The following is a 24,924-nucleotide window of genomic DNA, read 5'->3' on the forward strand; positions in this document are numbered from 1 at the left end:
CATGGCAACTGATGATATTACTTTTTTCTTGGTGTTGTTGTTTTTCGCGGTGGTGTTTATTTCTCAAGCATTAATCCTTCCCGCCGCAGGTTCTAAAGCCAAGCATAAAGAACTGGCTAATCGCCTCAAAGCCACTCACTCCAATTTGGATGAAGAAACGCAGACGTTACTTAAAGAGCACTATTTAAAAAGTTTGTCACCGATTGATCGAAAATTGGTGTCGATAAAAATACTGTCTGAATTTAGAAAGTCAGTTGAATTGTCAGGCTTGCATTGGACGTTAGCGCAAACTTTAGGGATAACTACGTTGATGGGCTTTGTGTTAGCGCTGGTGGTTTTGATTGTTGGTCAGCCATGGTTTGTCGCTGTTGCCACATTTATCGGTTCTTTCGTCGTGGTTCACTTTTATATCCAGAAAAAAATATCCGACCGACTAGCAAAGTTTGAATCACAATTACCAGAGGCTCTTGATGTTATTCGACGCATGCTACAAGCCGGACAGCCGGTGACACAAGCGTTCAGTGAGGTCGGCAATGAAATGCCTGATCCTGTCGGTGTTGAATTCAAGAATACCTTCAATTTACTGAATTATGGCTACGATATGCGCTTGGCGATCATGCAAATGGCGGATCGCACCCCGACGGTATCGATGCTTGCATTTGCTAGTGCAGTATTATTGCAAAAAGAGACTGGGGGCAATCTCTCTGAAAATTTAGACAAAGTTGGGGCTGTGCTACGCTCGCGTTTTAAGTTAGCCAGAAAAATCAAAACTATCTCCGCCGAGAGTCGCATGTCTGCTTGGATATTGGTGCTATCGCCCTTTGTTCTCTTTGTTGGTTTAGCCATTTTTAACCCAACCTATGTTGAACCTCTTTATATGGATCCTCGAGGGATGAAAATCGTCAGTATCGGGGTGGTGAGTCTTGCGATTGGCGCAGTGTGGATCCGTAACATTATCAATTTTGAGGTGTAATAATGGATGACATACTCAACATTCTCTCGAGTTTTAACTTGGATGAACAGACCATGATTCTAAGCCTCATCCTTGTTTCCGTATCTATGCTGGTTTTAACGACGGGTTTTATTGTTATTGGTTCTAAATCGCCGCTTAAACGCAAACTTCATTCACTGCGAGAAAGTAATTCGTCAGGAACATTAAGAAAATCAGAGCGGCTTGGTAACACATTGGAATCGCTGGTGCCCATTGTGGCACCTAAAAGTGGCCGTGAGAGGGAATCGATTCGTCAAAAGTTGATGCATGCGGGCTTCCACGACAGCTCTACTCTTACCTTTTTTTATGCGGTAAAAGTGATGACATCAGCGGTTGGTTTTGGACTTGCTGGTGGGGTGTTTTTTTTCCAGCCTGATCTCGCTCATCGTGATTTATTGATGATAATTCTAGTCGCTTTGGGTCTATTTGCCCCTAACTTTGTGTTGGGGCGTATGGTCACCAAACGGCAAAGAAGAGTGAGAGCTGGTGTCCCGGATGCCTTAGATTTACTCGTGGTTTGTACAGAATCGGGGCTTGGGTTTAAGGCCGCACTAAGACGTGTTGGTGATGAAATGCTGATTTCTCACCCGGATTTTGCCGATGAATTGCTGACAGTATGTGCCAAAATTAAAGCGGGTGTCGAAATGTCTGATGCCTTTCAAGAGTTGATTCAACGTACTGGTGTGACGGAAATTCAAGGGTTAGTGAGTATGCTGGCTCATGCTTCTCGCATTGGTGGTAGTTTATCTAAAACATTAAGGGATTACACCGAAGATTTTCGTGATAAACGTAACCAAGAAGTGGAAGAAATTGCAGCGAAGATACCCACTAAAATGATATTTCCATTGCTTATGTTTATTTGGCCATGTTTCTTCATTGTTGCTGTGGGACCCGCCATCATAAAATTGCTAGACGCATTAAGCTAATGGAGTGGCTATGAATATCAATAAATCAAATTACATTGTTGGATTATTAATCTCGCAACTGTTATACGGATGCGCTTCACCCCAAAAAAATTCAGACTTTAACGAAGCTCTATACAGTGGAAAACCGATTGATACCTTGACCTCAGACACGATGCCGTTGAACGAGAAAGAGGCGATAATGCGCGGTGATCTCGCATTGCAGAATAACAATGTTGATTTAGCCTTGTATGAATATATTCTTTCACTGACCTTTCCCCAAACACAGTTTAAAGATAAAACGCTCTACAATATTGGACAGATACACAATTCGAAAGGTAACCAAGAGCTTGCTGAACGAGCCTACCTATTAGCGCTTGATGATAATGCCAATAATATAAAAGTATTGGAGCAGCTTGGGATGATTTATATGAAATCTGGAAGCGTTGAGTCTGGTTCGACCTATTTTTATCGTGCGCTTAATGCTGATCAGGTTCGTTTAAATAGTGGTAAGAGTATTAGTGCGAATCAAGAACTAACGGTAGAAGAAGTTTCAGTGTTGTCAATTGACAACTATTCACCAGCTAAAGCGTATATGGGTATTGGCATATTGGCGGATATAAAAAAGCATCATAAATTGGCACAAGCTTTTTATAATAAAGTTCTGCAAATCGAACCCAAATCAGTCGATGCCTTGCTCAATACTGGTTACTCATATTACATGGCAGGAGATTACAAAACGGCTCAACGTTTTACCGTTCTCGCGTTAGAGAAAGAACCCGATAATGAAAAAGCGCAAAATAATTTGGCTCTTATTTATTTGGCCAAAGGTGAAGAAACTCGTGCTGTTAACGTATTTATGCGTCATATGGATGCCGCCGAGGCTTTGAATAACGTCGGTTATTTCTTGATTTTGCAGGGCGAATCAGAAAAAGCTATTCCTTACTTACAGCAAGCGATTAATAAGAAAGCATCCTATTACGCGATTGCGAACCAAAACTTAGAAAGAGCGTTGGCTGAAGTGAGAGCCAAAACCGATAATAAGCCAACAGAATAACAGTAGTGGTCACTGTTAATGCTTTATGGCCGCCAAGTAAATCCTAGTCATGATAGGCATTTATAAAAGGTGGCTGAAGGCTTTGAGGGCAATTTAAGCCTAACCAAAATTTGGGCTTTAATTGCTCATTCACAGTCAGAATCTCATACCTATCCCAGCGGGTATACATCTGTTCTGCGACAAAATAGACGCTACAAATACAGATCAATATGATGATTTGATGCGGAACAGAACGCCATTTGCAGCATGAAGTCTTGCCCATTTTTTTGTATGAACACCAAAACAGAGCTAATGCGATGATAGCCATTAACTGACTGAGAGCGTTATCGAAGACTGATGAAACCAAACTATAAGCTATGCCGACAAGAAGGTTGATACCCATCATTCTTTGAAAGCGTTTTTTCGTTTTAATCACACTCAGCAGTAGATAGATTGATATACCGATAAAGCCAAGGCTAGGAATGAGGCCCCAATTGACTAACAGTAGTAAAACTGAATTGTGTGGCCCGTAATACCCTGTAGATTTACAAATATAGCCGTCGCCCCCCAACCCCAAAAAACTTGATAAACTCAATACTTCTTGCCAAATATCCCACCTTCCTGAAGAAGAAGTCCGAATTGAACCAAGCTCAAATGTTTGGTCTGAAAATAACATGGAGGGAATAGGGTACAAAAAGAGTAGTTTGATTGCATAGCCGATCAAGATAGCTTGCATTACGATAGTTAATATCTGTTGGCGTTTTTTCGGTTCTAACCATATTAACAAGACAATACCGCCAGTTAATGCAATTGCCGCCCCTCTCACATCGGTAATGATCAATAATGCCACATCAATCGATAAGACAATTTTGAGTAGAGTTCGAGCTTTGGGCGTACGTGCAATCAGGTAAAGATACAGCGCCGGAATAATTAACCAAATATGCAGGCGATTAAGAAAGCGAATGTTCGCAAAACCGAATACGGAATGTACGCTAAGTGGGTATGTGAAGTAGACCTGTAACCAGATCATAAGTGCAATGGAAAGCATCAATAATAAGCTTATCCATACTAATGAGACCAATAATTGACTTTTATGGTCAGAGATATAAATCATTAGTATGGGGGCGGTAAGCAGCAGCGTTAAAGTAAAGAAGAAATCAAGCTGGGCAATCCAAAAATAGTCACTAACAATGTTAGATATACTGGCAAAAAGAAAAATGGCACCGATTAATAATTGAATGTTTTTCGGGATACTTGACAGTGTTGCTATCACATTTTCTCGAACAGCTGCGCTAAAAATGAGTAATAGAGAGCTGAAGATAACGATTGAACAGACAAAATAACGTTTGGAGTCATACAGCAGTACTAGGTTATTTCTTGGCATGAAAATATTGAAGCTGAAAAGAAATAAACCTAATAACACGTAAATAGAGAGGAGTTTGGATAATTGCTTTTCAATATTCAAATTAAATGATCCATCAATTATTTTATGATTTAGTCAGACACTATTAATTTATCCTATCTTTGGGGTCCATTTCAGGGTGGGCGGCGATAACTTGTTTAAGATAGTCTTGATGGTAGCGCAGCGCATTAACACAATGCCTATCTAGTTTTCCATCGACAACCATCTTTTCTAGCTCTAACAGTGCAAACGGTACAGACCATGCTTGTTTATACGGTCGATGACTGGTGAGCGCGTCAAATACATTGGCCACAGCAATGATACGAGCTGAAACCGGAATATCATCTTTACTTAAACCGTAGGGGTAGCCACTACCATCTAAAAACTCATGGTGATAAGCGACAATCTCTTTCAGTACTGATACGCAAGGGTGCTGAGGTGAACCCACGTCATCAATAATATGGTTAATGATATCAATCCCTTTTTCGATGTGGCCATAGAGCTGTTGGCGTTCGTTGGCTCCAAAGTTTTCCGTTTTCAATAACATCGAAAGTGGTAATGAGAGTTTTCCTATATCGTGATATCGAGAAAATTGCGTAATGTTGTCAATCATCTCGTCATTAAGCTGATAAATATCGGCAACCTCAGTAGCAATCACTTTGGCATAATTGCTGATCCTTACTTGATGTTCTAGGTTCTCTTGTAAGTGCTTAGGTGAGCGCAGCTGAGTATGACGAGCAGTTTCTAAGATCGTATGGATTAAATGATACTCAGAGCAGACTGCAAAGCGCGCCATGTCAATAAAGGGCTCTAACGTCTCCTGGATCGATTCACTAAAATAGTGTGTTTGCTTCGAATTGAGAAAGATGAAACCGATAAAATCATCATCGTGATAAGTCGGTATCGCCATTGAAGAGATAAAACCTTGCTCAACCAACCATTTAGTGTGAGGGTGGGTCGGTTTTAATTGGTTAGGTATATTGCCAATACTGCGATTTTGTTTGGTTGTTGAGCACTCTTTCAACGCTGGTAAATCGGCGAGAGGAAACTCATAATGTTGAAGCTCATAAGCGTTGTAAGTGCTGTCTGCATAGGTTTTGAGATTGTCGGAGTCTGGGTCGTACAATGCAAAAGAAATGCGATCAATATGAGGGACACTGACACGTAATCGGTCATGGATGTCGGACAGTTGCTTATTGAGTGTGCCGACATGTTGAAAAAATGAATGATCACCATTTTTGCTGTGCGTTTCCATCGCTCGTTCCTCTCCCCTTTACTCACCAGTTTATGGGGCTGAAAGTTTCTGTGCCTAATGGATAAGTTTAGGATAGAGAAGCGAGGTTTGTGGGAAATTACTCAAATAATTTCCCTTTGATTGATCTAGATTAGCTCAACAGCGATGCCACCCAACATGAAAAAGATGACCATCCAAATAATCGGCAATTTAAGCTGTCTTAGCAAATAAAAACCGATCAGAATAAGTGCCATATCTACGCTAGCTGACACGGCACTGCTAAATACAGGTTGATAAAGGGCTGCTGCCAATAACCCGACTACGGCAGCGTTCACTCCATTGATTGCGCCAGCGATTTTGGGTTGATTGGCTAACGCTTGCCAGTTCTTTAACACACCTAAGAGCAGCAAAAATCCCGGTAAAAAAACCGCTAAGGTGGCGAGTATCGCTCCAAGAATTGGCGACTGGGGTAGTAGTTCGTAGCCAATATAAGTGGCGAACGTGAACATTGGGCCTGGTACCGCTTGCGCCGCAGCATAACCGGTTAAAAACACATCAGAAGAGAGTTGGTCACCAACCAAGTTTTGTAACAAAGGAAGTACGACATGACCACCACCAAAGACTAAACTACCCGCTTGATAGAAATGGTTAAACAGCGCGAGTTCAGGCATAAAATGAGCGACTAGAGGCAAGCCGAACAGTAAACCGACAAATAGAATTAATGGTAGCACTGAAGGGGAGAATGATTTTGTCGGGAGTAAATCTTGGCTCGGTAGCCATCTTGCGCCAATGAGAGCGGCGACAATCAACACACCGATTTGAGTACTAATACTGGGCGCAATCAGCAACATCACCGCTGTTGCAACGCACAAAGCAACGGCAATGCGATGGCTACAGAAATTTTTGTACATTCCCCAAGTCGCATCAGCTACTACCACTACGGCAAGCAGTTTTAGGCCATGAACAATATGCTGGAACAGCGGCATTTCAGTCAATTGGCTACTGACCATCGCCAACAACACCATGATGATCAAGGAAGGCAGAGTAAAGCCAATAAAGGCCGAACATGCTCCGAGTAAGCCGCCACGTTGATAGCCGACCGCAAAACCAACTTGGCTTGAGCCAGGTCCCGGCAGGAACTGACTTAAAGCAACGAGCTGGGCGTACTCTTTATCTTCGAGCCACTTTAGCTTGTCGACGAACGTGTTACGAAAATAGCCAATATGCGCCGCAGGGCCACCAAAGCTAATCCATCCAAGCCAAAAGAAGGTTTTGAAAATCGTGAACATGGGTGAAAGTACTCAAAGTTTGGTATAGAACTACTTTAAAGGCTCGATTTTACAGATTCAAATTTATTGATTAAGCAATTGTAAATCAAACCACTTTAAAAGAAGAATGACTAACTAAGCTTAAACTTGGTCCATGCTTTAGATCGCCAACGTTTGCACATGATAACGCCACGAAACCATTCGTCTACGGAAATCGCGACCCACGCTCCCACCACGCCCCATCCCCAATGCAAACCGAATAAATAGGTCAAACCAGCACCAAAGATCCACATGCTCAATATGCCCATTTGTACCGGAAAACGAATGTCGCCAGCGCCTTTTAAGGCTGCGATAAAAATCAGGTTAAATGCTCGTCCTGCTTCCATCACAATCGACCCTGTAATCAACATGGCAACTAACAGTGTGATTTCTGGATCGGAAGTGAAAAGGGCAATAATATCAAAACGCAACAGGTAAATAGAGACGGTTAACGCCGTTGAAACCAGAAAACCGACCACGAAGTACTTCTGCACTTTAGTCAGAATTTCATCCACCCAACCTTTACCGATATAATAGCTAGTTTGAATTTGCCCTGCTTGCCCTAGTGCTACTGAAAATGCAAACGCAATGCGGGCAATATTTTGTGCATAGGTAAATGCTGCCAGTGAAGCCGTGCCCATTTTCACCACGAAGAAAATCACCGTCAGCTGCATCATATTGTAAGAGAGGATCTCGCCAGCATTCATCATGCCGATTTTAATGATCTTCTGGTAAAGTTTTTTCGGGATGATGTTCCATTCTGAAAATGGCAAAGCAATGTGATAGTGCTTAGCAGTGAAGTACAGCAATATGGTGCTGACTATTTGGCTAAATACCGTTGAAATGGCTACCCCTTCCACGCCATAAACCGGCAAGCCAAACGGTTGGAAAATAGCAATATAGTTACCAATGACGTTGAGCAAGCCTGCAAATAAGTTAATAAACATCGGAGCTTTAGAGTAGCCATTACTGCGTAAGATCGTCGCAAACACGATGCCAATGGTAACGTTTACCGTAAAGCTGCCACTGATGATCAGATATTCATACCCGTATTGGGCTACTTGTGCTTCGAGTCCATAGGCGTTCATCACCGCATTAGCACTTAAAAATGAAGCTAAACTCAAAGCACTGCCAATAGCCAGCCCCAATAATAAGCTTGCGATATTGACATGTGCCGATTCACTTTGGCGGCCAGAGCCATTGTACTGACCAATCAGAATGCCCGTGCCGCTGCTAACCATCATCGATACAATCAAAAGAAAGAAATTGATTTGAGTGATTACCCCAACCGCCGATACAGCCTTATCTGAATAGCTACTAAGCATAAATACATCGCTAGTGTTAATTGCGGTGCGCAATAAAATTTCGATGAAAATCGGCCAAGTTAAGGTGACGATATTCATTCGAGTATTAAGATCGATACTGCTTTTTGTCATGGGTTATAGCTCAAAAGAGAAATCAAATATGGTCAGGAATGACCACAAATTTTTGGTGGCGAAGGATTGCACAGAATTTATCCTATTGTGTTAATTAACGGAAAGGAATTCGCTTTGAAACGGCGATACGATGTACTTACCCCTAAGCTTCGATTTATGTATCTTCTGTTCAAAGTCAATAAAGCAGTATCCATGATTTCAGGCTATGATTGGTATGATGATGCTTCTTCTTTTTTTTTAAAAAAAAAGCGCCATTTATAGGCGCTTTAGTCGAGAATAGTTAGTGAGTGTCAGTAAAGAAATCGTTGTAAAGCATGTACAAGTGAGCCGCACTCCAAGAGAAGTTTGGTGCGCCTTGTTGTTCACCGTTCAATGGGTTGTAGTTCTCACGGATAGGACCGTCTTGTACTAAACCATCGGCGTGGTCAAAGAACGCGCTTGCCATTTCGATCGCATCGTCACGGTAACCGTAGCTGTCCATACCTTTTAAGCCGAAGTAGAATTGGTCTACCCATACGCGTCCACGCCAGTAAATATCTGGGCCGAATGCTGGGCTAGAAAGCGCCGCTGTGCCCAGTGGAACGTAGGTGTTGAACTCAGATGTATCTTTCATCACAGAGACAACCGCATCAGCGTGCTCTTGAGTTGCCACGCCGTTGAATAGTGGTGACCAACCTTCAGGGCCTTTGCCACGTTCTACAATCGGTTTACCTGCACAGCCATTGGCGAGTGGTTTGTCTTCGATGCGAATGTCGTAAAAGAAGTTAGTGCCTTCGTCGAACATACAAGTGTTGATGTAGTTCGATAGGTGCTCCGCTTTTTCGCGGAACTCTTTCGCTTCAGCCTTTTTACCTAGAATGTCAGCCATTTCTGCTAGGTACTTGTTATCGCTGTACATGTAGCTGGCTTGGTCAACAGACTCTTGCAGTAGTGAATAGCCTAGCAATGTGCCGTCTTCATCGCGGTTTTGAGCGAACTCAACGTCCCAATCGCTGCGCTTGCCGCCATTAGCAACGTATGCGTCTAGCTGATCTTTATCGATGAAACCAAATGCTGCGGCATCGTCACGACCAGACTCCCAAGAAGCGGCTGTTTGAGCTGGGCTTTCGATGCGATCGTAATCACCTTTAGCCATCACTTCATTTAGTGCTTTTTGGCCAATGATGGTCTCGTGTTTATCGCCACGAACCACGGTGAAGTACATTTCGCCTTCAGGTGTGTTGTGTGCTTTGTCGCGCGCTGCACCATATTCAGGTACACCGTTGCCGTTGTGATCACGGTTACGTAGCCACCAATCATGGTACGCGACTAGCTTTGGATACATTTCTTCCAACCAAGCTTTATCGCTGGTGGTCTTGTAGACTTCCATTACCGCCCAAGCAGCAAGGCTAGGCTTAGTGTTACGCTCGTTCCAGTTGCCACCGTCACCGCCACGTTCAGGGCTTAGGTTGTAAGCGAGTAGATCTGGTACGTAACCTTCATCCCAAGGACGAACCGCATCGTCTGCTTGGATTTGGTAAGCGAACATCGCGCGGATGTTGTCTTTTGCTACGTCTGGGTTGAAGTGAGCCATTGCGTAAGCTTGCTTCCATGTGTCCCACGGCCAAGTTTGGTTGCCTGAAAACCAACGCGCCGTTACTGATGGGGTCACAGAATCAAACTTCATTGCACCTGCTGCGCCACGCCAGTTACCGTTTAGGGTTTCCATCGCTTTAACCGCAACACGCTCTTGTTCTGGCGTTGCATTCGGGTTGGTCAGACCCATCTCTAGGTAACCTTCCCAACGTGCTTCAGATGCGGCTAAGAAGTCGGTAGGGTTTGCCATGATCTTTTTGATTTTAGGTTGTTCCGCTTGCGCTTCTTTTGCGGTTAGCACATGCGAGTATGTGGTGTAGATGGTCGTTGATTGTTCAATGCTTGCGGTTGAAGTAAACGCTAGGCCATCCACCTTGGTTTGGGTTGGAATCGATTTATGAACTTGGTACTCAGACTCACCTGAGGTCAGTAGATCCCACGTTGAACGTACTTTACCGAACGTTACCTTTAGGCCATCATCTGTTGCAATGATTTGACGGTCGTACTCAGGGTAAGTCTCTGCAATGGTTTTATCGGTTTGCGCTACGCCTTCTTTCGCGTGTGTTTTTTCAAGCAGTTCTCCATCCCACACTAACTCAACAGGAGAGTGTGTGGTGACTTTAGTCTCTAGCAGAGAGGTACGGTTAGAAGCAAAACGCATCGTCAACTCGACCGTTACGTCATCTGATTTGAGTATCTGAACCAATGCGCCCGGTAAGCTGTAAGCTTCCATGGTGAACGCGACTTTTTTGCCATCTTTGAACACGCTTAGGCGGTCAAAGTTATCAGCCATGAAGTTGATGTACTCTTCGGTAAGCAGTGCAGTCCCTGGGAAGCCCCCCATGCCCTCTGCTGTGTCTGGTAACAAGTGACCGTGCCATGCTCCTAGGTCGAAGAACGGGTTGAAGCGTTGATGGTCATCGAAGTCGTAGTCACGCATGTATTCAGGTGAGCCAGTACGGTCGATAACGTTCTTAAATTGGTTTGCTTGAAGCTCTTCAGAGCCTGTATTTGACGCGCAACCAGTAACAACAAGTGCTGCACCAATAGCGATAGCTGCGAATGATTTGTTCAGTTTCATAGTGAGTTCCTGTTATTACCAGTAGAAGTATTGCATTGCGAACACTTGCGCGTCGCCAATTTCAGTGTCGCTGCCGACGCCAAAGCGGCTATCGAAAGCAGTCGCAAACGCGCCGTTTCCGTATTCGTACCAAACACCGGCATTGATGTAAGAGGTGATCTCTTTGTCGCCATTGTCGCCATCAAAGTTTGCGTAGTTGTAAGCGGCTGATAGGTAAACGCCCTGAGCGGCTTCGTACCAAGCACTGGTTTGAAAGCCTGATTCACTACCGAACGATTCTTGGTTGCCTTTGTCTGTGTCGTGCCATACGCGGGCTGCCACATTTTTGTATTCCACCCCCAATAATAGAAGTTCACCGCCATCGTTATTACGAACTTCACCGCCGCCCATTAGGGTTAAGCCGTCAGTAAGGTCGTATTGAAGATAGCCATTGACCATGGCGTTCTTATCTTTCCATTGGTCTGCGAATCTGTCGTATTTACCGAAGTGAATCAGAGCATCATCTTCAGAGAAGTCAGATTCTGGTGCGAAAGAAACGCTGTAGCGAAGCTTGCCTTCTAGGTTTTGAATTTTTATACCTACGTTTACATCACGGGTGTTTGAGATCGTATAGCCATACTCAACTGTTGCATCTCCCCACCATTGAACATCATCCAATGAGGAGTCCATACGACCTACGATGAATTCAGTTTTACCATCGGTGCGGTAGCCCGCGTAAAAGCGGTTAAAACCACCTTCAAAGCCACCCCAACCATGGCCTGTAGCCCATGGATTCCCTTCATTGTCGACTTGTACTGTCCACCCTTCTAGGTAAGCAAGACCAAACCAGTTACCATTGTCGATGGCTAAACCTGCTTCTATGTAAGTACCATCGGCATAACGGCCTTTGTCATCACCTTCTAGTGCAACATGACCACCAAGGCCAAGTTCACCATAAAAGTTAAATAGGGTTTCAGTTTCTGTTTTAGGAGGCTGAGTATCACTGTGGTTTGCTGCGGACTCTTCCGCGTGAGTAGTGGTGCTTAAGGCAGCAAGAATACAGCTTGTAATAAGAGTGGTTTTAGTAAAACTACTTTTCATTTTAATCACTTCTGTGTCGGGGCTATGAATGAAGGTTCGCAAGCAGTTCTGACTTCTAATATGGGGTGCTCTTCAAGGCGTATTGGTCAGGTTACTTACGATCGCAAAACCGATATTAATGATAATTTTGATGTTTAAAATTAATTTAGTTTAAAAGTGTGATCTGTTTTTAGTAAAAGTTTACTTTGTTTTTGTTTTGACTTTAAGTTGAATGTGTAGAGGTATGACTGGGTGGGGTAGCTATTCGAGAGGTGAGTCATTTTATAGGCGGTTCGATTGTTGACTCGAATATCTTCTTGCTTGAATGGCTTTGATGAAATGGAGCTATTGAGTGGAAGTGTACCGACAAATAAAAAGGCACTCACTAAATGGGAGTGCCTTAAATATTCAATCAGAGTGCAGGGTTAAACTAAGCGTTCGCCGGTTCAGGTTTTGCTTCTAGTTTTTTCTCTTCTGGAGATAAGCTTTTTTCATATTTGCCGTACTTCCACCACGCGTAGCCAAGGAAGATAATAATCCCGCCCATGTTGTAGAAGATGATGGTCATGATGTCTGCACCTGTTGGGAAGGTCGATGCAAAGAAGCCAACCGTAAAGATACCGATAAGAATCGACACCGCTGTAATACCGACCGTACGGGAGCCCATGCGGAAATCACGTGGAAGATGGTCGAGTTTCACGCGCAAGTGAAGGTAAGCGATCATGATGAACAGTGGCGGTAGCATAGAAGCTGCTGCTGTCATGTTGATGATGGTGCTCATCAAGTCTTGAACGGTGTCTGACGCCAACGTTGGGATGAACATCAATGGAATCACGATGAAGAACTGAACCCATGCGGCACGCTCAGGAACGCCTTGCTTGTTTAGTGCAACGGTCTTCTCGCCGAAGATACCTTTAGGGATTTCAGAGAAGAAAATTTTAACCGGTGTCGCTGTCCACATTAGTAGGGAGCCCAACATCGCAGTGAATGAAACCACACCAACGAAACGGTTCATCAAAATTTCAGACAGGCCAAAGTGTCTTGCTAGTCCTTCAAATACCTGCACTGAGCCACCTGTAAATTTAAGCTCTTCACGAGCAACAAATACGTTCGCTAACACAGATCCTACCGAGTAAAGTGCACCGATGAAGATACCGGCAATGATGATTACTTTAACGAAAGATTTGTGACCGCCTTTGATGTCGTTGACGTAAACCGCAACTGATTCTGCACCGCCTGCCGCCATGAATATCCAAGTGATTACACCAAGGAAAGCCCAGTTAAAGCTTGGTGTCATTGCTTCGATGGTGATTGGGTCAGCTGGTTCGATACCACCAATTAAAGCACCGCCAGATAGCAAGATGTAAGACATCGTTAGTAGCAGCATCAGTGATGATGTTAGTGAGGTGATAGGGCCCAGTAATTTCGCGCCGTTGTTAGATATATGAGTCGCGATCGCAAACAAAATAGTACTCAGAATGGCGGTGGTGATTGGCGTGAATATGTACTCAAAGCCTAAGAATGCATATGACGCGTAAGCGATGATTCTAGGTAGCAGAGAGGTGAAGAAGAACAGGTTAACAAACCAGTAGGTGTAAGCTGAAATAAACGCCCAGCGACCGCCTAGAGAGCTTTTAACCCAAGAGTAAACACCCGCTTCAGAGTCTTTATTCAGTGACACAAATTCTGCAACGATCAAACAAAATGGTACAAAGTAAAAGATGGTTGCTAGAAAGAACATCGGAGCCGAGGAAAGGCCGATCTCGATGTTGTTATTAATGATGTTATTGAAGCTGTATACCGCCGCGAAGGTCATAGACAGTAGGGCAAATTTGCCTATCGTACTGCGTTTATTTTCGGACATGATGTTCTCCGGTGAATCACGTTGATGATCGTTATAATTTGGTCCTAGAGAGGGAAGCTCTAGGCCGCACTTTTATTGTTATGTTGGTTTGGCAAACACCCGCTTTGTTTTGTCAGGGGGCTCATTGTTGTTTTGATAGATTTACGATCGGACTTCTTTGTACTTTCCTTTTCTGGTGTTTCAGTAAAGTTATTACCAAAACAAAGAGTTAAAGATTAAGACGTTCGTTGAAGAGGTTGCTTGTTTCATGAGTGACTATTTATAAGGCTTGTAGGGACTTTGTGTTGCTTTTTTATATTAGTCAGTTTGTCTCTTCAGCAAGAAGATTAAAGATTAAGCGGCGGGAAGTTAATCTAAATTGATCAAATATGTGACCTTGGGTAAATAAATTTAGTTAATATTTTACCTTTGTTTTTATTCGAGTTTTATTACCTATTAATTGGTGTTTTTCGTGAAGTGAAACCTTGACGGAACGACGTTTTTATTTTTCTATTTTATATTTAATTGTTTGATTTAAAATAAAAAAAGCGCCTTAATAGGCGCTTTGGGATTTGAGCTAATACGGAGTGTTACGATTGCTTAGCCGTTTCTAGCTTTGCATCTTTATCTGCCTGCTTTTTTTCAAAGCGGGAGATCCACCACCAAGCAATACCAGAGAATACCGCTGTCATGAATACGTTGATAAAGAAGGCTTGAACTAGGTCAACACCTGTTGGGAATGCCGATGCAGTCATGCTCACAACGAAGATACCAATAAGTACAGATACAACAGCCATACCTTGAACTCGAGTACCCATGCGGAAATCACGCGGTGTATCGTCATGCTTCAAGCGGAATACAAAGTACGCCACCATGATGAAGATAGGCGGTAACATTGCAGTACCTGCTGTCAGGTTGATTGCAGTGTTCATCATGTCTTGTACTGATTCAGAGCCGAAGCCGTTAACTACAAGCATCACGAATACGAACGCAAACTGCCACCATGCTGCACGAACTGGAACACCGTGTTCGTTAAGCTCTGTCGTTTTCTCACCGTAAACGCCTTTAGGAATCTCAGAAAAGTGGATTTTTACAGGCGCTGCCGTCCACATCATCATCGAGCCAAACATAGCAACGAACAGTACGATACCAACGAAACGGCCAACGAGAGATTCAGAGATATTGAAGAATTGCGCCATACCAGTAAAGATTTGAACCATACCACCGGCGTAAGTTAAGTCTTCACGAGCAACGAACACGTTTACCAGTAGCGAACCTACGGCGTACATTGAACCGATAGCGATGCCCGCCCCGATAATTACTTTGATGAAAGACTTGTGACCGCCTTTTACATCGTTTAGGTATGCCGCTGCAGTTTCTGCCCCCCCAGCTGCTTGGAAGATCCAGCACATGATACCTAGTGTTGCCCAGTTAATGGTCGGTGTCATTGCCTGAAGTGTGATTGGTTCTACTGGTTCATGGTTGCCGCCCAGTGCCATTAGTGCACCAATAACGTAGATCGCAAACAATGCGAATACACCGTAAGCCACTATTTCAGAGATCTTACCTAGCCAGCTCGCCCCCTTGGTTGAGATGTGTGTTGCTGCTGCAAACAGAACAATCGAGATCACTGATGTGACAAATGGAGAGAAGGCGTATTCGTAGCCAAGCATCGCGTAAGACGCATAAGCGATAACATTAGGTAGCAGAGATACAAACCAGAATAGGTTTACGAACCAGTACAAAAATGAGCCCAAGTATGCAGCTTTAGAACCCAGTGGCTTTTTAAGCCAGTCGTACATGCCTGACTCTGAATTTTTATTTGCTGATACGAATTCTGCAATGATGAACACAAACGGAATGAAGTAAATAAGGGTCGCAAGCAAAAAGATAGGAGCAGAACTTAATCCCAATTCGATGTTGTTGTTTACGATGTTGCGAACGTTAAATACCGCTGCAAATGTCATGGAAAGCAAGGCAAATTTGCCTAACTTACCGCGCACAGATTCAGACATAGTGTCCTCCAAGGAATCACGTAATTATAGTCGTCATTTCTCTATGCTTCCTTGTAGGGAAGAAGCATAAAGGCGTTTGCAGTGTGACTGAGCCTTGAACGGCAAGCCTCAGTCACACTGTGAATAGATCTTGTTGTTGCTACTTTCGGCTGTTTGGCTTCAGTAACTTAATGTCGGTTATTTATTGAGGAAGTAACCGTCTTCGATAGTCACTTTCAGTACCACTTTGCGAACTCGGTTATCACCGTGAAAGCGGTAAGCTTTGCTGTTATCAAAGATCGCCACTTGGCCTTCAACTAACTCACGAGTCTCGCCGTTACCCATTAGGTGTTCACGGTCAGTTTCATCGCTGTAAGCTTGGGTCTGTTCAAGTTGAGACTTATCTGCAAACTCAACTGTTTCACGACCTTCCAAGTAGTAGTGCACATCAAAGTAGCGGCGGTTACCGGTGAAGTTTTCAGTGTTACGAGCGACACCGTCTTCAATCATGTAAGCCAGTGAGTCACCAATGGAATACATCACGCCATCTTTGATGTTGCCAATGTTTTCAATCGCTTCTATACAGCGTTGCCATTTACGACCGTCGCGGTAAACGACTTTAAATTGCTCTAGGTTGTCTAAAACGATCATCGCTTATGCCTCGTTTTGTTGTGGTTGAGTTTTTGGCGTATTCACCGTGAAGAACTCGTCACCAAAGTTGTGATTGATTAGGTGTTGCGCGCCGCAATCGCCTGCTTGGAATGGAATTAGCGTTAAGCCGTAACGGAACTCATCCATGTACACGCGGTAAGAATCCAACACTTCACTGCCCCAAGAGTTTGAACCTAAGCCCATAACTTGGTGGTCTAGATTTAGCGTGATGTAACCGCTCTTCTCTAGCTCAATCGTGTGTTGTGCTTGATGCAAGTTTTGGTTGGTGTAGAACCACGCGCTGAAGTTGATTTCTTGTTGTGGTTTCACCGCAATACCATTGCCAGCACGGCTTGAAAGCGCAGCCCAACGAACGTGTTGGCGGTTGCCGTTGTTTTGTGGGAACGGGTAGTTCTCAAACATATCTGCAACCGTTGATTGGTATACATCAATCATGTTGGCTTGCTTGCTGTCTTGGTAGTTCTCTTCTGGGCCGCGGCCATAGTATTGAACTTGGTCGAAGTCGCCATTGATGCCCATATCGAAACCAATTACTGGAATCACGTGCGGGTACTCACCGTAGCGTTCGCCACTCAGTTCTACGTTTAGGTGGCCTTCAGTATTGATTTGGTAACGGTATTCACAACGCATACCGAAATCGAAGACTGGCGGAGCAATGATGCTTGTGGTGGTGATTTCAATCTTGCCGTTAACCTGTTCAACATCCAGTGTGCGGAAGTGCTCCTGCATGATCTGTAGGTGTGCAGGTTGCCAGTAACCATCGTGCTCTTGCTTGTGGTTATCGATCATTGGCTTGAAGAAGTTGATTCGTGGTTCAGACTTAATCATCTCTTCGCCATTGACTAACCATGACGTCAGCTTGCCGTTCACTTTCGAGAAGTTCAGCGCAAAGTTGTGACCTTTGATTAAGTAAGCGAGACGAGACTCTTCAACATTCAGTACTGTTGCATTGTTATTGGTGAACGCTTCTAGCTGTGCTGTGTTCTCTTTCACTTGGAATTGGTAAACAGCGATGTCGTGGTTCGCTTCGCTGTATGAAGTCCGGGAATTCTTACGAACCGTAAAGTTCACAAACACTTCTCGCTCATCAAGCTCTGGCAAGTTTAGAGTCAGTTCACGGCTAGAGTTTTCAGCGAGATCTTCAACCTTGATATGTTGTACCACAATGGTTTCACCCTCAGCACGGATCTCCGCAGTGATGGTGTAGTCATCAATGTTTGAGAACCAAAATTTGTTATCGACGGTGAAGGTGCCCGTTTGTGCATCGAAATCGCGAATCTTCACTGGGGCAATAACTTGCTTGTACTCTTTCAAGCCTGGGCCTGGAGTTTGGTCTGGGTAGATCAAACCATCCATACAGAAGTTGTAGTTGTTCGGGTAGTCACCGTAGTCACCCCCATACTTGTAGAATTCAGTGCCCGCTTCATCACGCGCTAGAATGCCGTGGTCACACCATTCCCAAACATAGTGGCCTTGAATCGCATCATGCTTGTAGAACACGTTTTGGTATTCGGTTAGCCCGCCTGGGCCGTTACCCATTGCGTGTGCGTATTCACAGATGATGCGTGGTTTTTCGTGAGGGAATTCACCGAAGGCATTCATCAGTTGAGCACGTGAGTACATGGTTGAAATGATGTCGACTACTTCAGCATCACGGTCTTCTTCGTAGTGAACCAGACGCGTGTCATCAATTGCTTTTGCCGCATCGTACATAGCACGGATGTTGCAGCCGTAACCAGACTCGTTGCCCAGTGACCACATGATGATTGAAGGGTGGTTCTTTTGAGCGTGGATGTGACGTTCGATACGTTCGACAAACACCGCTTCCCATGCTGCATCGTTAGTGATGCGGCTTAGGTCGCCAACGTTAGCAAAGCCGTGTGTTTCGACATCGGTTTCGCCCATCACGAATAGGCCATAGATGTCACACAGTTCGTAGAAGCGTGGGTCGTTCGGGTAGTGCGCAGTGCGTACTGAGTTGATGTTGTGCTGCTTCATCAATATCAAGTCTTTCTCTACGCGATCCATGCCGACAGCACGACCTTTTAAATGGTCGTTGTCGTGACGGTTCACGCCGTGCAGCATCACGTATTTGTTATTGATGTAGAACAGACCATCGCGAACTTTAATGTCACGGAAACCAACGCGTTGTGGAATCACTTCCAGCACCTTGCCGTCAGCGTCTTTCAGCGTCAGTAGCAGTTGGTACAGGTAAGGGTTTTCAGCGTTCCATTGAACTGGGTTAACCACATCAATAGAGAATTGAGTATTCGCACTGCCGTCGACGGTGAGGTTATCTACTGAGCCTTGCGAGATAACTTGATTGCCATCAAGCAATGCGTACTCAAGGGTTGCGTTTGTCGCTGCAGCTAAGTTTTCTAGTTCCACTTTGCACGATAGGGTTGCGCTTTGGTAAGCATCGTCGAAGTCAGTGCGAACTGTAACGTCTTGAACGTGCAGTTGTTCTTTACCTACTAGGTAAACGTCACGGAATATACCGCCCGTCCACCACATGTCTTGGTCTTCAATGTAGGTTGAGTCGGCCCATTGCATTACACGAATAGAAAGTAGGTTGTTGCCTGCTTTTACGTGACTAGAGATATCGAACTCGGCGGTTAGGCGGCTGCCTTTGCTGAAACCTACGTACTCACCGTTTACGTAAACTTCGAAGTAAGTCTCAACGCCATCAAATTTGATGATGGTTTGCTTCTCGCCCCAGCTTTCGCCAAGGAAGAAAGAGCGTTGGTAAGCGCCTGTTGGGTTGTCTGATGGTACGAAAGGTACATCAATTGGGAATGGGAAACCTTCATCTGTGTATTGAAGATCGCCGTGGCCTTCCATTTGCCACATGTTTGGAACCGTAATGTGGCCCCAGTCTTTCATTTCTTGAGAGTAGAACTCTTCAGGAACCAATAGTGGATTGGTGAAATAGCTGAAATTCCATTGGCCACTCAATAGTTGGAAGTGGCTGCTAAGTTCACGCTGAAACGTTTTTGCATTCTTTTCTGATGCGTATGAGAAGAAGTATGCACGCGGTGCCATACGGTTCTCATGTAAGTTCAGGAAGTTTTCCCAGTTGTTCACGTTGCCTCTCTCTCGGCCTAGATGCAATTTGCTGACCGACGTTCTTATGCGTAATTGGGTCGTAGTGAATACGAGTATGTTGGACTGAGGTAATTATTAGTAAAAGTTTTACTAAATGAAATTGGTGAAAACGTTTTACTTTAACTCCATCACGTTTTTTATGGTCTTTTTGCGGTGCTGTGTGATCCACTTAAAAGAATGCTATTGGCTGTTTTATGAAGCAGGTTAAAGAGGGGGGAATGTGTACATTGATGTATGTGATGGGCACAAAAAAGGCCACCTTTAACAAAGGTAGCCTTGGTTTATCTATTTGATATATTTAATTATTTTGTTGTGTCTCGCAGCTTGAGTTTGCTTGGTACATAGACGCGTAATGGGATGGTACGGCCGTCGCGCGCTTTCTCTATCAGAAGGTTAACACCTTGAATTCCCATCAGTTCAGAGTGAATACGAACTGTTGATAAAGATGGGAAGGTAAACTTAGCGGTTGGGATGTCGTTTACACTGATCAGCGCAATGTCTTCAGGAATGTGCAATCCGTGCTCATGAATCGCTCGTAAAACGCCAATTGCGATGGAATCTGACGCAATAAACATGGCTTTCGGGTAGTCGCCCGTCGCGAGCATCTGTTTTGCAAGCTTGTAACCTGAAGAGCTAGAGAAGTCACCACGATAGATATCTTGTTCACTGACAACGTTCTTGAGGCTGCCATATTCAGCAAAGGCGACTTCACGAATGTCAGGGGTGTTGACGTCGTCTTGTCCACCAATAAAGCCGATGCGCTCATAGCCTTGGTTGATAAAGAAGTTGGTGATCTCTTTGCTGATCAAAGCCAAGTCGATATCGACAGAGTCATAAGGTTCTGAATGATCAGTAAAATCGACATAACAGATATTATCGCTCAGCTTTTTGGCTTGCTCGATAACCTCTGGTGTCATTCTGCCTACCAGAAGTACACCGGTGATAGGGCTTGAGTTGATGTGTAGTTTACTTTCATAACAGTTGGTTAGCTTAACTTCCATTTTTTCACACTGAGTTTCAATCCCGTGGCGAATCGATAGGTAATAAGGGTCGTTAACCTCAGCTTCTTGTTTGTAGTTATACAAGGCAAGGAAGTGGTGATTTTGTTTTTTATTGCTAACTGCTTTTCGTGAGCTGCTGGTTTTGTATTCCAACTTCTCTGCAATTTCAAAGATACGCCTTTTAGTCTCTTCCTTGACGTTTAATGTAGGATCTTCATTGAGAACCCTTGAAACTGTAGCCAATGATACATTCGCTTCAGTCGCGATATCTTTTAATGTTGCCATATTCACTTCCTGTTATTGGAACATTGCGTTGCTTTGAAATTGGTATTTAGTAAAAAAGCAATGCACCTCTTTATTCTGCAGACCTATTGTAATCAAACTGAAAGTCATTGCATTAACTTTTAGTAAAATAAATGCTTAACTCCTCTATGATGTACAAAATCTAACCATCTATAATTATCTTATTAAAATTCAATAGATTAGCTTTAATTTAACCTGGGTTATCTCTATGCCATGTTCAATTACAATGATGAAAGTTAGTGTAAACGTTTACACTTCGTGGTTTTGATCACAGAATTATAGTCAAAATGGCTGCTACTATTTCTGATATACGGTGCTACTGAGCTGAATATCAGTTCGAGTTAGCCCACGAATGACGACAAAGAGAGGTTGATTGTGAAAGTACTGGTTACAGGCGGCATGGGTTACATCGGAAGTCATACATGCATTCAAATGATACAGGCAGGTATGGAGCCAATCATTGTTGATAACCTTTGCAATAGCAAAGAGCTAGTGCTGGAACGAATCGAATCCTTAACTGGCAAGCGGCCAACTTTTTATCTTGGCGATATTCGTGACCAATCTTTTCTAGATAGCGTGTTCTTAGAAAACGATATCCAATCTGTTATTCATTTCGCAGGCTTAAAAGCAGTCGGTGAATCGGTTGTTAAACCACTGGAATATTACGATAACAACGTCAATGGCTCATTGGTGTTAGCTCGAAGCATGAAGAAAGCGGGTGTGAAAAGTATCGTATTTAGTTCTTCTGCTACCGTTTACGGTGACCCAGAAGTGGTGCCCATTACCGAGAACTCACCAACTGGCGCAACAACCAACCCGTATGGTCGCAGCAAATATATGGTGGAAGAGTGCTTAAGCGATCTGTTCAGCGCGGAGAAGGATTGGAGCGTGACTTTACTGCGTTATTTCAACCCAGTTGGCGCACATCCATCGGGCACTATGGGTGAAGATCCTCAAGGTATTCCCAATAACTTGATGCCGTTTATTGCTCAGGTTGCAGTTGGCCGCAGAGAGAAGCTTTCTATATTTGGAAACGATTACCCAACGATTGATGGTACTGGTGTTCGTGACTATATCCACGTGATGGATTTAGCCGATGGTCACGTTGCAGCACTAAAAGCGGTTGGTGAGAAAGCGGGGTTGCATATTTACAACCTAGGTACAGGTAAGGGGTCGAGTGTGCTTGAGATGGTTGACGCCTTCGCACAAGCATCAGGTAAGCCCGTACCTTATGAACTTTGCCCACGCCGCGCTGGTGACATTGCAGAATGTTGGGCAAGCACAGAAAAAGCAGAGCGTGAGTTAGGTTGGAAAGCGACTCGCAGCGTGATGGAGATGACGGCGGATACGTGGAATTGGCAGTCGAATAACCCGAACGGCTATTCCCCTTCGTAATTGAAGCCGCAGCGTTGTTAGCTGCGCTTACCAATTCCAATCACATAGAAGATCTATGCTCATGGATATTGGAAATCTTGCTGCCTAGCTGCAACTCCAATTTCTTTGGGGAATACAGATGAAGAGAGATTCCAGATATCTCGAACCTCGATTCTGGAATGACGAATTTTAAAACTACGATTTCTGAACGTCATTCCCTACAGCGAGGGACGAGCGTGATAGGGAATCTACTTGTAGAAGAATTATTCATCTTGGTGAATTGACCAAGACACAAAATTTGAGAGCAATCTAAACATGTCAAAAGTTGAATTTAACCCAGTAGACCATCCACACCGTCGTTATAACCCATTAACGGGTCAGTGGATCTTAGTATCACCGCACCGTGCGAAACGTCCGTGGAGTGGCCAAGATGAAAAGCCATCGACCGCGCAGCTTCCTGTGTACGAGAAAGAGTGTTTCTTGTGCCCAACCAATACGCGTATCTCGGGTGATGAAAACCCAGATTACGACGGTACTTATGTATTCAATAATGATTTCGCGGCGCTGATGCCTGATTCACCTGACGCTCCAGAGTCTGATAACCCTCTATTCAAGACTCAAGGTGTACGTGGGTTGAGCCGCGTGATCTGTTTCTCTCCGGACCACAGCAAAACGCTGCCAGAGTTACCAGTAAACAAGATTCGCGGTGTGATTGATACGTGGAATGAACAGATTGAAGAGCTGGGTAAGGATTATCTGTGGGTTCAAGCTTTTGAAAACAAAGGCGAGACAATGGGCTGCTCTCAGCCACATCCACATGGTCAAATCTGGGCAAATAGCTTTTTACCCAATGAAATTGAACGCAAAGAAAAATTGCTAAAAGAGTACTTTGAACAACAAGGTTCTAATCTATTAGTGGATTACGTTGCAGCTGAAATGAAAGACGGCTCTCGTACGGTGGTTGAAACTGACCATTGGATTGCTGTGGTTCCTTACTGGGCTGCGTGGCCATTTGAAACCATGTTGCTACCAAAAACACATATTCGCCGTATGAGTGAACTCACCGATGAGCAGCGTGATGATTTAGCGGTTGCGATTAAGAAGCTAACCAGCCGTTACGACAACTTGTTTCAATGTTCATTCCCATATTCCATGGGCTGGCACTATGCGCCATTTTTCGAAGAAGGCACTGATATCGATCACTGGCAGTTGCATGCGCTGTTCTACCCGCCACTGTTACGTAGCGCCTCCGTTCGTAAGTTCATGGTCGGTTATGAAATGCTAGCAGAAAGTCAACGTGATCTTACCGCGGAACAAGCGGCGCAGCGTCTGCGTGAACTGAGTGATATTCACTATAAAGAACAATAAAGAACAATATTTAGAGTCACTTCAATAAGGCTCAATGAAGTGGCTCGCCATAATTAAGTACGAAGAGAGAACACTACTATGTCTGACCTAATCCAAAATGTGAAAGCATCTTTTGAGCAAGTCCTTGGTTACCAAGCGACCCATATTATCCAAGCTCCAGGCCGTGTGAACCTGATCGGTGAGCACACTGACTACAACGATGGTTTTGTTCTACCGTGTGCCATTAACTACCAAACGGTAGTCGCAGCGGCTAAACGTGACGACAACATTGTACGTGTAGTATCGGTGGACTACGGTAATGCAGTCGATGAGTTCGACCTAACTCAAGAGATCACCTTCCAACAAGACAAGATGTGGGCTAATTACATTCGTGGTGTGGTGAAGTGCTTAAAAGGTCGTGGCTTTGAATTTACAGGTGCAGATATCTCTGTAACAGGCAACGTTCCTCAAGGTGCGGGTTTAAGTTCTTCAGCGGCACTGGAAGTGGTTATTGGTCAGACATTCAAGGTGCTTTATAACCTAGAGATCAGCCAAGCCGAAGTGGCGCTTAATGGTCAGCAAGCCGAAAACGAATTCGTCGGCTGTAACTGCGGGATCATGGACCAAATGATCTCTGCAGAAGGGCGCGCAAACCACGCGATGCTTCTGGATTGTCGTAGCCTAGAAACAACCGCAGTCTCTATGCCCGAAGATATGGCGGTGGTGATCATCAACTCAAACAAGAAACGTGGTTTGGTTGACAGTGAATACAACACGCGTCGTGAGCAGTGTGAAGAGGCCGCGCGCATTTTTGGTGTTCCAGCACTTCGTGATGTGACTATTGAACAGTTTAAAGCGAAAGAGTCTGAGTTAGATGAAATGGTCGCGAAACGCGCTCGTCACGTGATTACTGAAAATGACCGTACGGTTGAAGCGGCTCAAGCTCTGCGCACTCATGACATGAAACGGATGGGCGAGTTGATGGCTGAATCGCATGCTTCAATGCGTGATGATTTTGAAATCACGGTTAAAGAGATTGATACGCTGGTTGATATGGTCAAAGACGTGATCGGCGAGCAAGGTGGCGTGCGTATGACTGGTGGCGGTTTTGGTGGTTGTATTGTGGCCTTGGTGCCACCAGCCTTGGTTGATGAAATCAAAACAACCGTTGAGCAGAAATATCAAGCAGCGACTGGCTTAAAAGAATCGATTTATGTTTGCCAAGCGAAAGAAGGTGCAGGCTTGGTTGAGGTTTTATAAGT

General features: G+C 44.3%; 17 protein-coding genes. 6 read left to right on the forward strand and 11 right to left on the reverse strand.

The window, feature by feature from the left end; translation table 11 throughout:
* Position 1: 1 nt before the first annotated feature.
* From MCT08_RS04460 to MCT08_RS04470, 3 genes are read left to right on the forward strand one after another with little or no spacing between them, the layout of a single operon-like run.
* A complete protein-coding gene (locus MCT08_RS04460; RefSeq protein ID WP_168521172.1) occupies positions 2 to 973 on the forward strand; it encodes a type II secretion system F family protein in 972 nt (323 codons plus the stop codon).
* Between the two features lie 2 nt (positions 974 to 975).
* Complete coding sequence (locus tag MCT08_RS04465; RefSeq protein ID WP_274677951.1) at positions 976 to 1,917, forward strand: type II secretion system F family protein; 942 nt, start codon at positions 976 to 978, stop codon at positions 1,915 to 1,917.
* Positions 1,918 to 1,927: 10 nt separating this feature from the next.
* Positions 1,928 to 2,950, forward strand: a complete 1,023-nt coding sequence (locus MCT08_RS04470; protein WP_168521174.1) for a tetratricopeptide repeat protein — start codon at positions 1,928 to 1,930, stop codon at positions 2,948 to 2,950.
* A 43-nt stretch (positions 2,951 to 2,993) separates the two neighbouring features.
* Here the strand turns inward: MCT08_RS04470 and MCT08_RS04475 are convergent, their stop codons facing one another.
* The 11 genes from MCT08_RS04475 to ebgR all read right to left on the reverse strand — a co-directional run bounded on the left by MCT08_RS04475 (position 2,994) and on the right by ebgR (position 20,923).
* Positions 2,994 to 4,313: an O-antigen ligase family protein gene (locus MCT08_RS04475; protein ID WP_274677952.1), complete on the reverse strand. Its 1,320-nt coding sequence runs from the start codon at positions 4,311 to 4,313 to the stop codon at positions 2,994 to 2,996.
* 124 nt (positions 4,314 to 4,437) lie between these two features.
* A complete protein-coding gene (locus MCT08_RS04480) occupies positions 4,438 to 5,586 on the reverse strand; it encodes an HD domain-containing phosphohydrolase (protein WP_274677953.1) in 1,149 nt (382 codons plus the stop codon).
* Positions 5,587 to 5,711: 125 nt separating this feature from the next.
* Entirely contained in the window at positions 5,712 to 6,854 is a 1,143-nt protein-coding gene (gene chrA / locus MCT08_RS04485) for a chromate efflux transporter (RefSeq protein WP_274677954.1), read from the reverse strand.
* 110 nt (positions 6,855 to 6,964) lie between these two features.
* A complete protein-coding gene (locus tag MCT08_RS04490) occupies positions 6,965 to 8,308 on the reverse strand; it encodes an MATE family efflux transporter (RefSeq protein WP_053310847.1) in 1,344 nt (447 codons plus the stop codon).
* Between the two features lie 280 nt (positions 8,309 to 8,588).
* A complete protein-coding gene (gene ygjK, locus MCT08_RS04495) occupies positions 8,589 to 10,964 on the reverse strand; it encodes an alpha-glucosidase (RefSeq protein WP_274677955.1) in 2,376 nt (791 codons plus the stop codon).
* Positions 10,965 to 10,979: 15 nt separating this feature from the next.
* Positions 10,980 to 12,044 carry a protein YgjJ gene (gene ygjJ / locus MCT08_RS04500; RefSeq protein WP_274674578.1) on the reverse strand — a complete coding sequence of 355 codons (1,065 nt, stop codon included), beginning with the start codon at positions 12,042 to 12,044 and terminating at the stop codon, positions 10,980 to 10,982.
* Between the two features lie 409 nt (positions 12,045 to 12,453).
* Complete coding sequence (locus MCT08_RS04505) at positions 12,454 to 13,887, reverse strand: amino acid permease (protein ID WP_176312806.1); 1,434 nt, start codon at positions 13,885 to 13,887, stop codon at positions 12,454 to 12,456.
* A 569-nt stretch (positions 13,888 to 14,456) separates the two neighbouring features.
* Positions 14,457 to 15,881, reverse strand: coding sequence for an amino acid permease (locus MCT08_RS04510; RefSeq protein ID WP_168780568.1), 1,425 nt, complete (start codon positions 15,879 to 15,881; stop codon positions 14,457 to 14,459).
* 177 nt (positions 15,882 to 16,058) lie between these two features.
* Positions 16,059 to 16,511 carry a beta-galactosidase subunit beta gene (locus MCT08_RS04515; RefSeq protein WP_168521189.1) on the reverse strand — a complete coding sequence of 151 codons (453 nt, stop codon included), beginning with the start codon at positions 16,509 to 16,511 and terminating at the stop codon, positions 16,059 to 16,061.
* 3 nt (positions 16,512 to 16,514) lie between these two features.
* Positions 16,515 to 19,616: a beta-galactosidase subunit alpha gene (gene ebgA / locus MCT08_RS04520; protein WP_274677956.1), complete on the reverse strand. Its 3,102-nt coding sequence runs from the start codon at positions 19,614 to 19,616 to the stop codon at positions 16,515 to 16,517.
* 323 nt (positions 19,617 to 19,939) lie between these two features.
* Positions 19,940 to 20,923, reverse strand: coding sequence for a transcriptional regulator EbgR (gene ebgR / locus MCT08_RS04525; RefSeq protein ID WP_168786561.1), 984 nt, complete (start codon positions 20,921 to 20,923; stop codon positions 19,940 to 19,942).
* Positions 20,924 to 21,316: 393 nt separating this feature from the next.
* On the opposite strand from ebgR, the gene galE reads away from it, so the two are divergent.
* The 3 genes from galE (at position 21,317) to galK (ending at position 24,922) form a co-directional block, all read left to right on the forward strand.
* On the forward strand, positions 21,317 to 22,336 hold the full coding sequence (galE, locus tag MCT08_RS04530) for a UDP-glucose 4-epimerase GalE (RefSeq protein WP_274674580.1): 1,020 nt from the start codon (positions 21,317 to 21,319) through the stop codon (positions 22,334 to 22,336).
* Positions 22,337 to 22,630: 294 nt separating this feature from the next.
* Complete coding sequence (locus MCT08_RS04535) at positions 22,631 to 23,683, forward strand: UDP-glucose--hexose-1-phosphate uridylyltransferase (protein WP_274674581.1); 1,053 nt, start codon at positions 22,631 to 22,633, stop codon at positions 23,681 to 23,683.
* A gap of 78 nt (positions 23,684 to 23,761) precedes the next feature.
* Positions 23,762 to 24,922 (forward strand): galactokinase, encoded by a 1,161-nt coding sequence (gene galK / locus MCT08_RS04540; protein ID WP_274677957.1) that lies wholly within the window; start codon positions 23,762 to 23,764, stop codon positions 24,920 to 24,922.
* Positions 24,923 to 24,924 lie beyond the last annotated feature (2 nt).

Source organism: Vibrio aestuarianus (genome assembly GCF_028858425.1).
Lineage (GTDB): Bacteria > Pseudomonadota > Gammaproteobacteria > Enterobacterales > Vibrionaceae > Vibrio > Vibrio aestuarianus.

Coding starts and splice junctions, on each gene's coding strand:
- MCT08_RS04490 (WP_053310847.1), bottom strand. CDS start 8,308: ATGACAAAAAGCAGTATCGATCTTAATACTCGAATGAATATCGTCACC.
- ygjK (WP_274677955.1), bottom strand. CDS start 10,964: ATGAAACTGAACAAATCATTCGCAGCTATCGCTATTGGTGCAGCACTT.
- ebgR (WP_168786561.1), bottom strand. CDS start 20,923: ATGGCAACATTAAAAGATATCGCGACTGAAGCGAATGTATCATTGGCT.
- MCT08_RS04480 (WP_274677953.1), bottom strand. CDS start 5,586: ATGGAAACGCACAGCAAAAATGGTGATCATTCATTTTTTCAACATGTC.
- MCT08_RS04475 (WP_274677952.1), bottom strand. CDS start 4,313: ATGCCAAGAAATAACCTAGTACTGCTGTATGACTCCAAACGTTATTTT.
- chrA (WP_274677954.1), bottom strand. CDS start 6,854: ATGTTCACGATTTTCAAAACCTTCTTTTGGCTTGGATGGATTAGCTTT.
- MCT08_RS04470 (WP_168521174.1), top strand. CDS start 1,928: ATGAATATCAATAAATCAAATTACATTGTTGGATTATTAATCTCGCAA.
- MCT08_RS04505 (WP_176312806.1), bottom strand. CDS start 13,887: ATGTCCGAAAATAAACGCAGTACGATAGGCAAATTTGCCCTACTGTCT.
- MCT08_RS04460 (WP_168521172.1), top strand. CDS start 2: ATGGCAACTGATGATATTACTTTTTTCTTGGTGTTGTTGTTTTTCGCG.
- MCT08_RS04510 (WP_168780568.1), bottom strand. CDS start 15,881: ATGTCTGAATCTGTGCGCGGTAAGTTAGGCAAATTTGCCTTGCTTTCC.
- MCT08_RS04535 (WP_274674581.1), top strand. CDS start 22,631: ATGTCAAAAGTTGAATTTAACCCAGTAGACCATCCACACCGTCGTTAT.
- ygjJ (WP_274674578.1), bottom strand. CDS start 12,044: ATGAAAAGTAGTTTTACTAAAACCACTCTTATTACAAGCTGTATTCTT.
- galK (WP_274677957.1), top strand. CDS start 23,762: ATGTCTGACCTAATCCAAAATGTGAAAGCATCTTTTGAGCAAGTCCTT.
- MCT08_RS04515 (WP_168521189.1), bottom strand. CDS start 16,511: ATGATCGTTTTAGACAACCTAGAGCAATTTAAAGTCGTTTACCGCGAC.
- MCT08_RS04465 (WP_274677951.1), top strand. CDS start 976: ATGGATGACATACTCAACATTCTCTCGAGTTTTAACTTGGATGAACAG.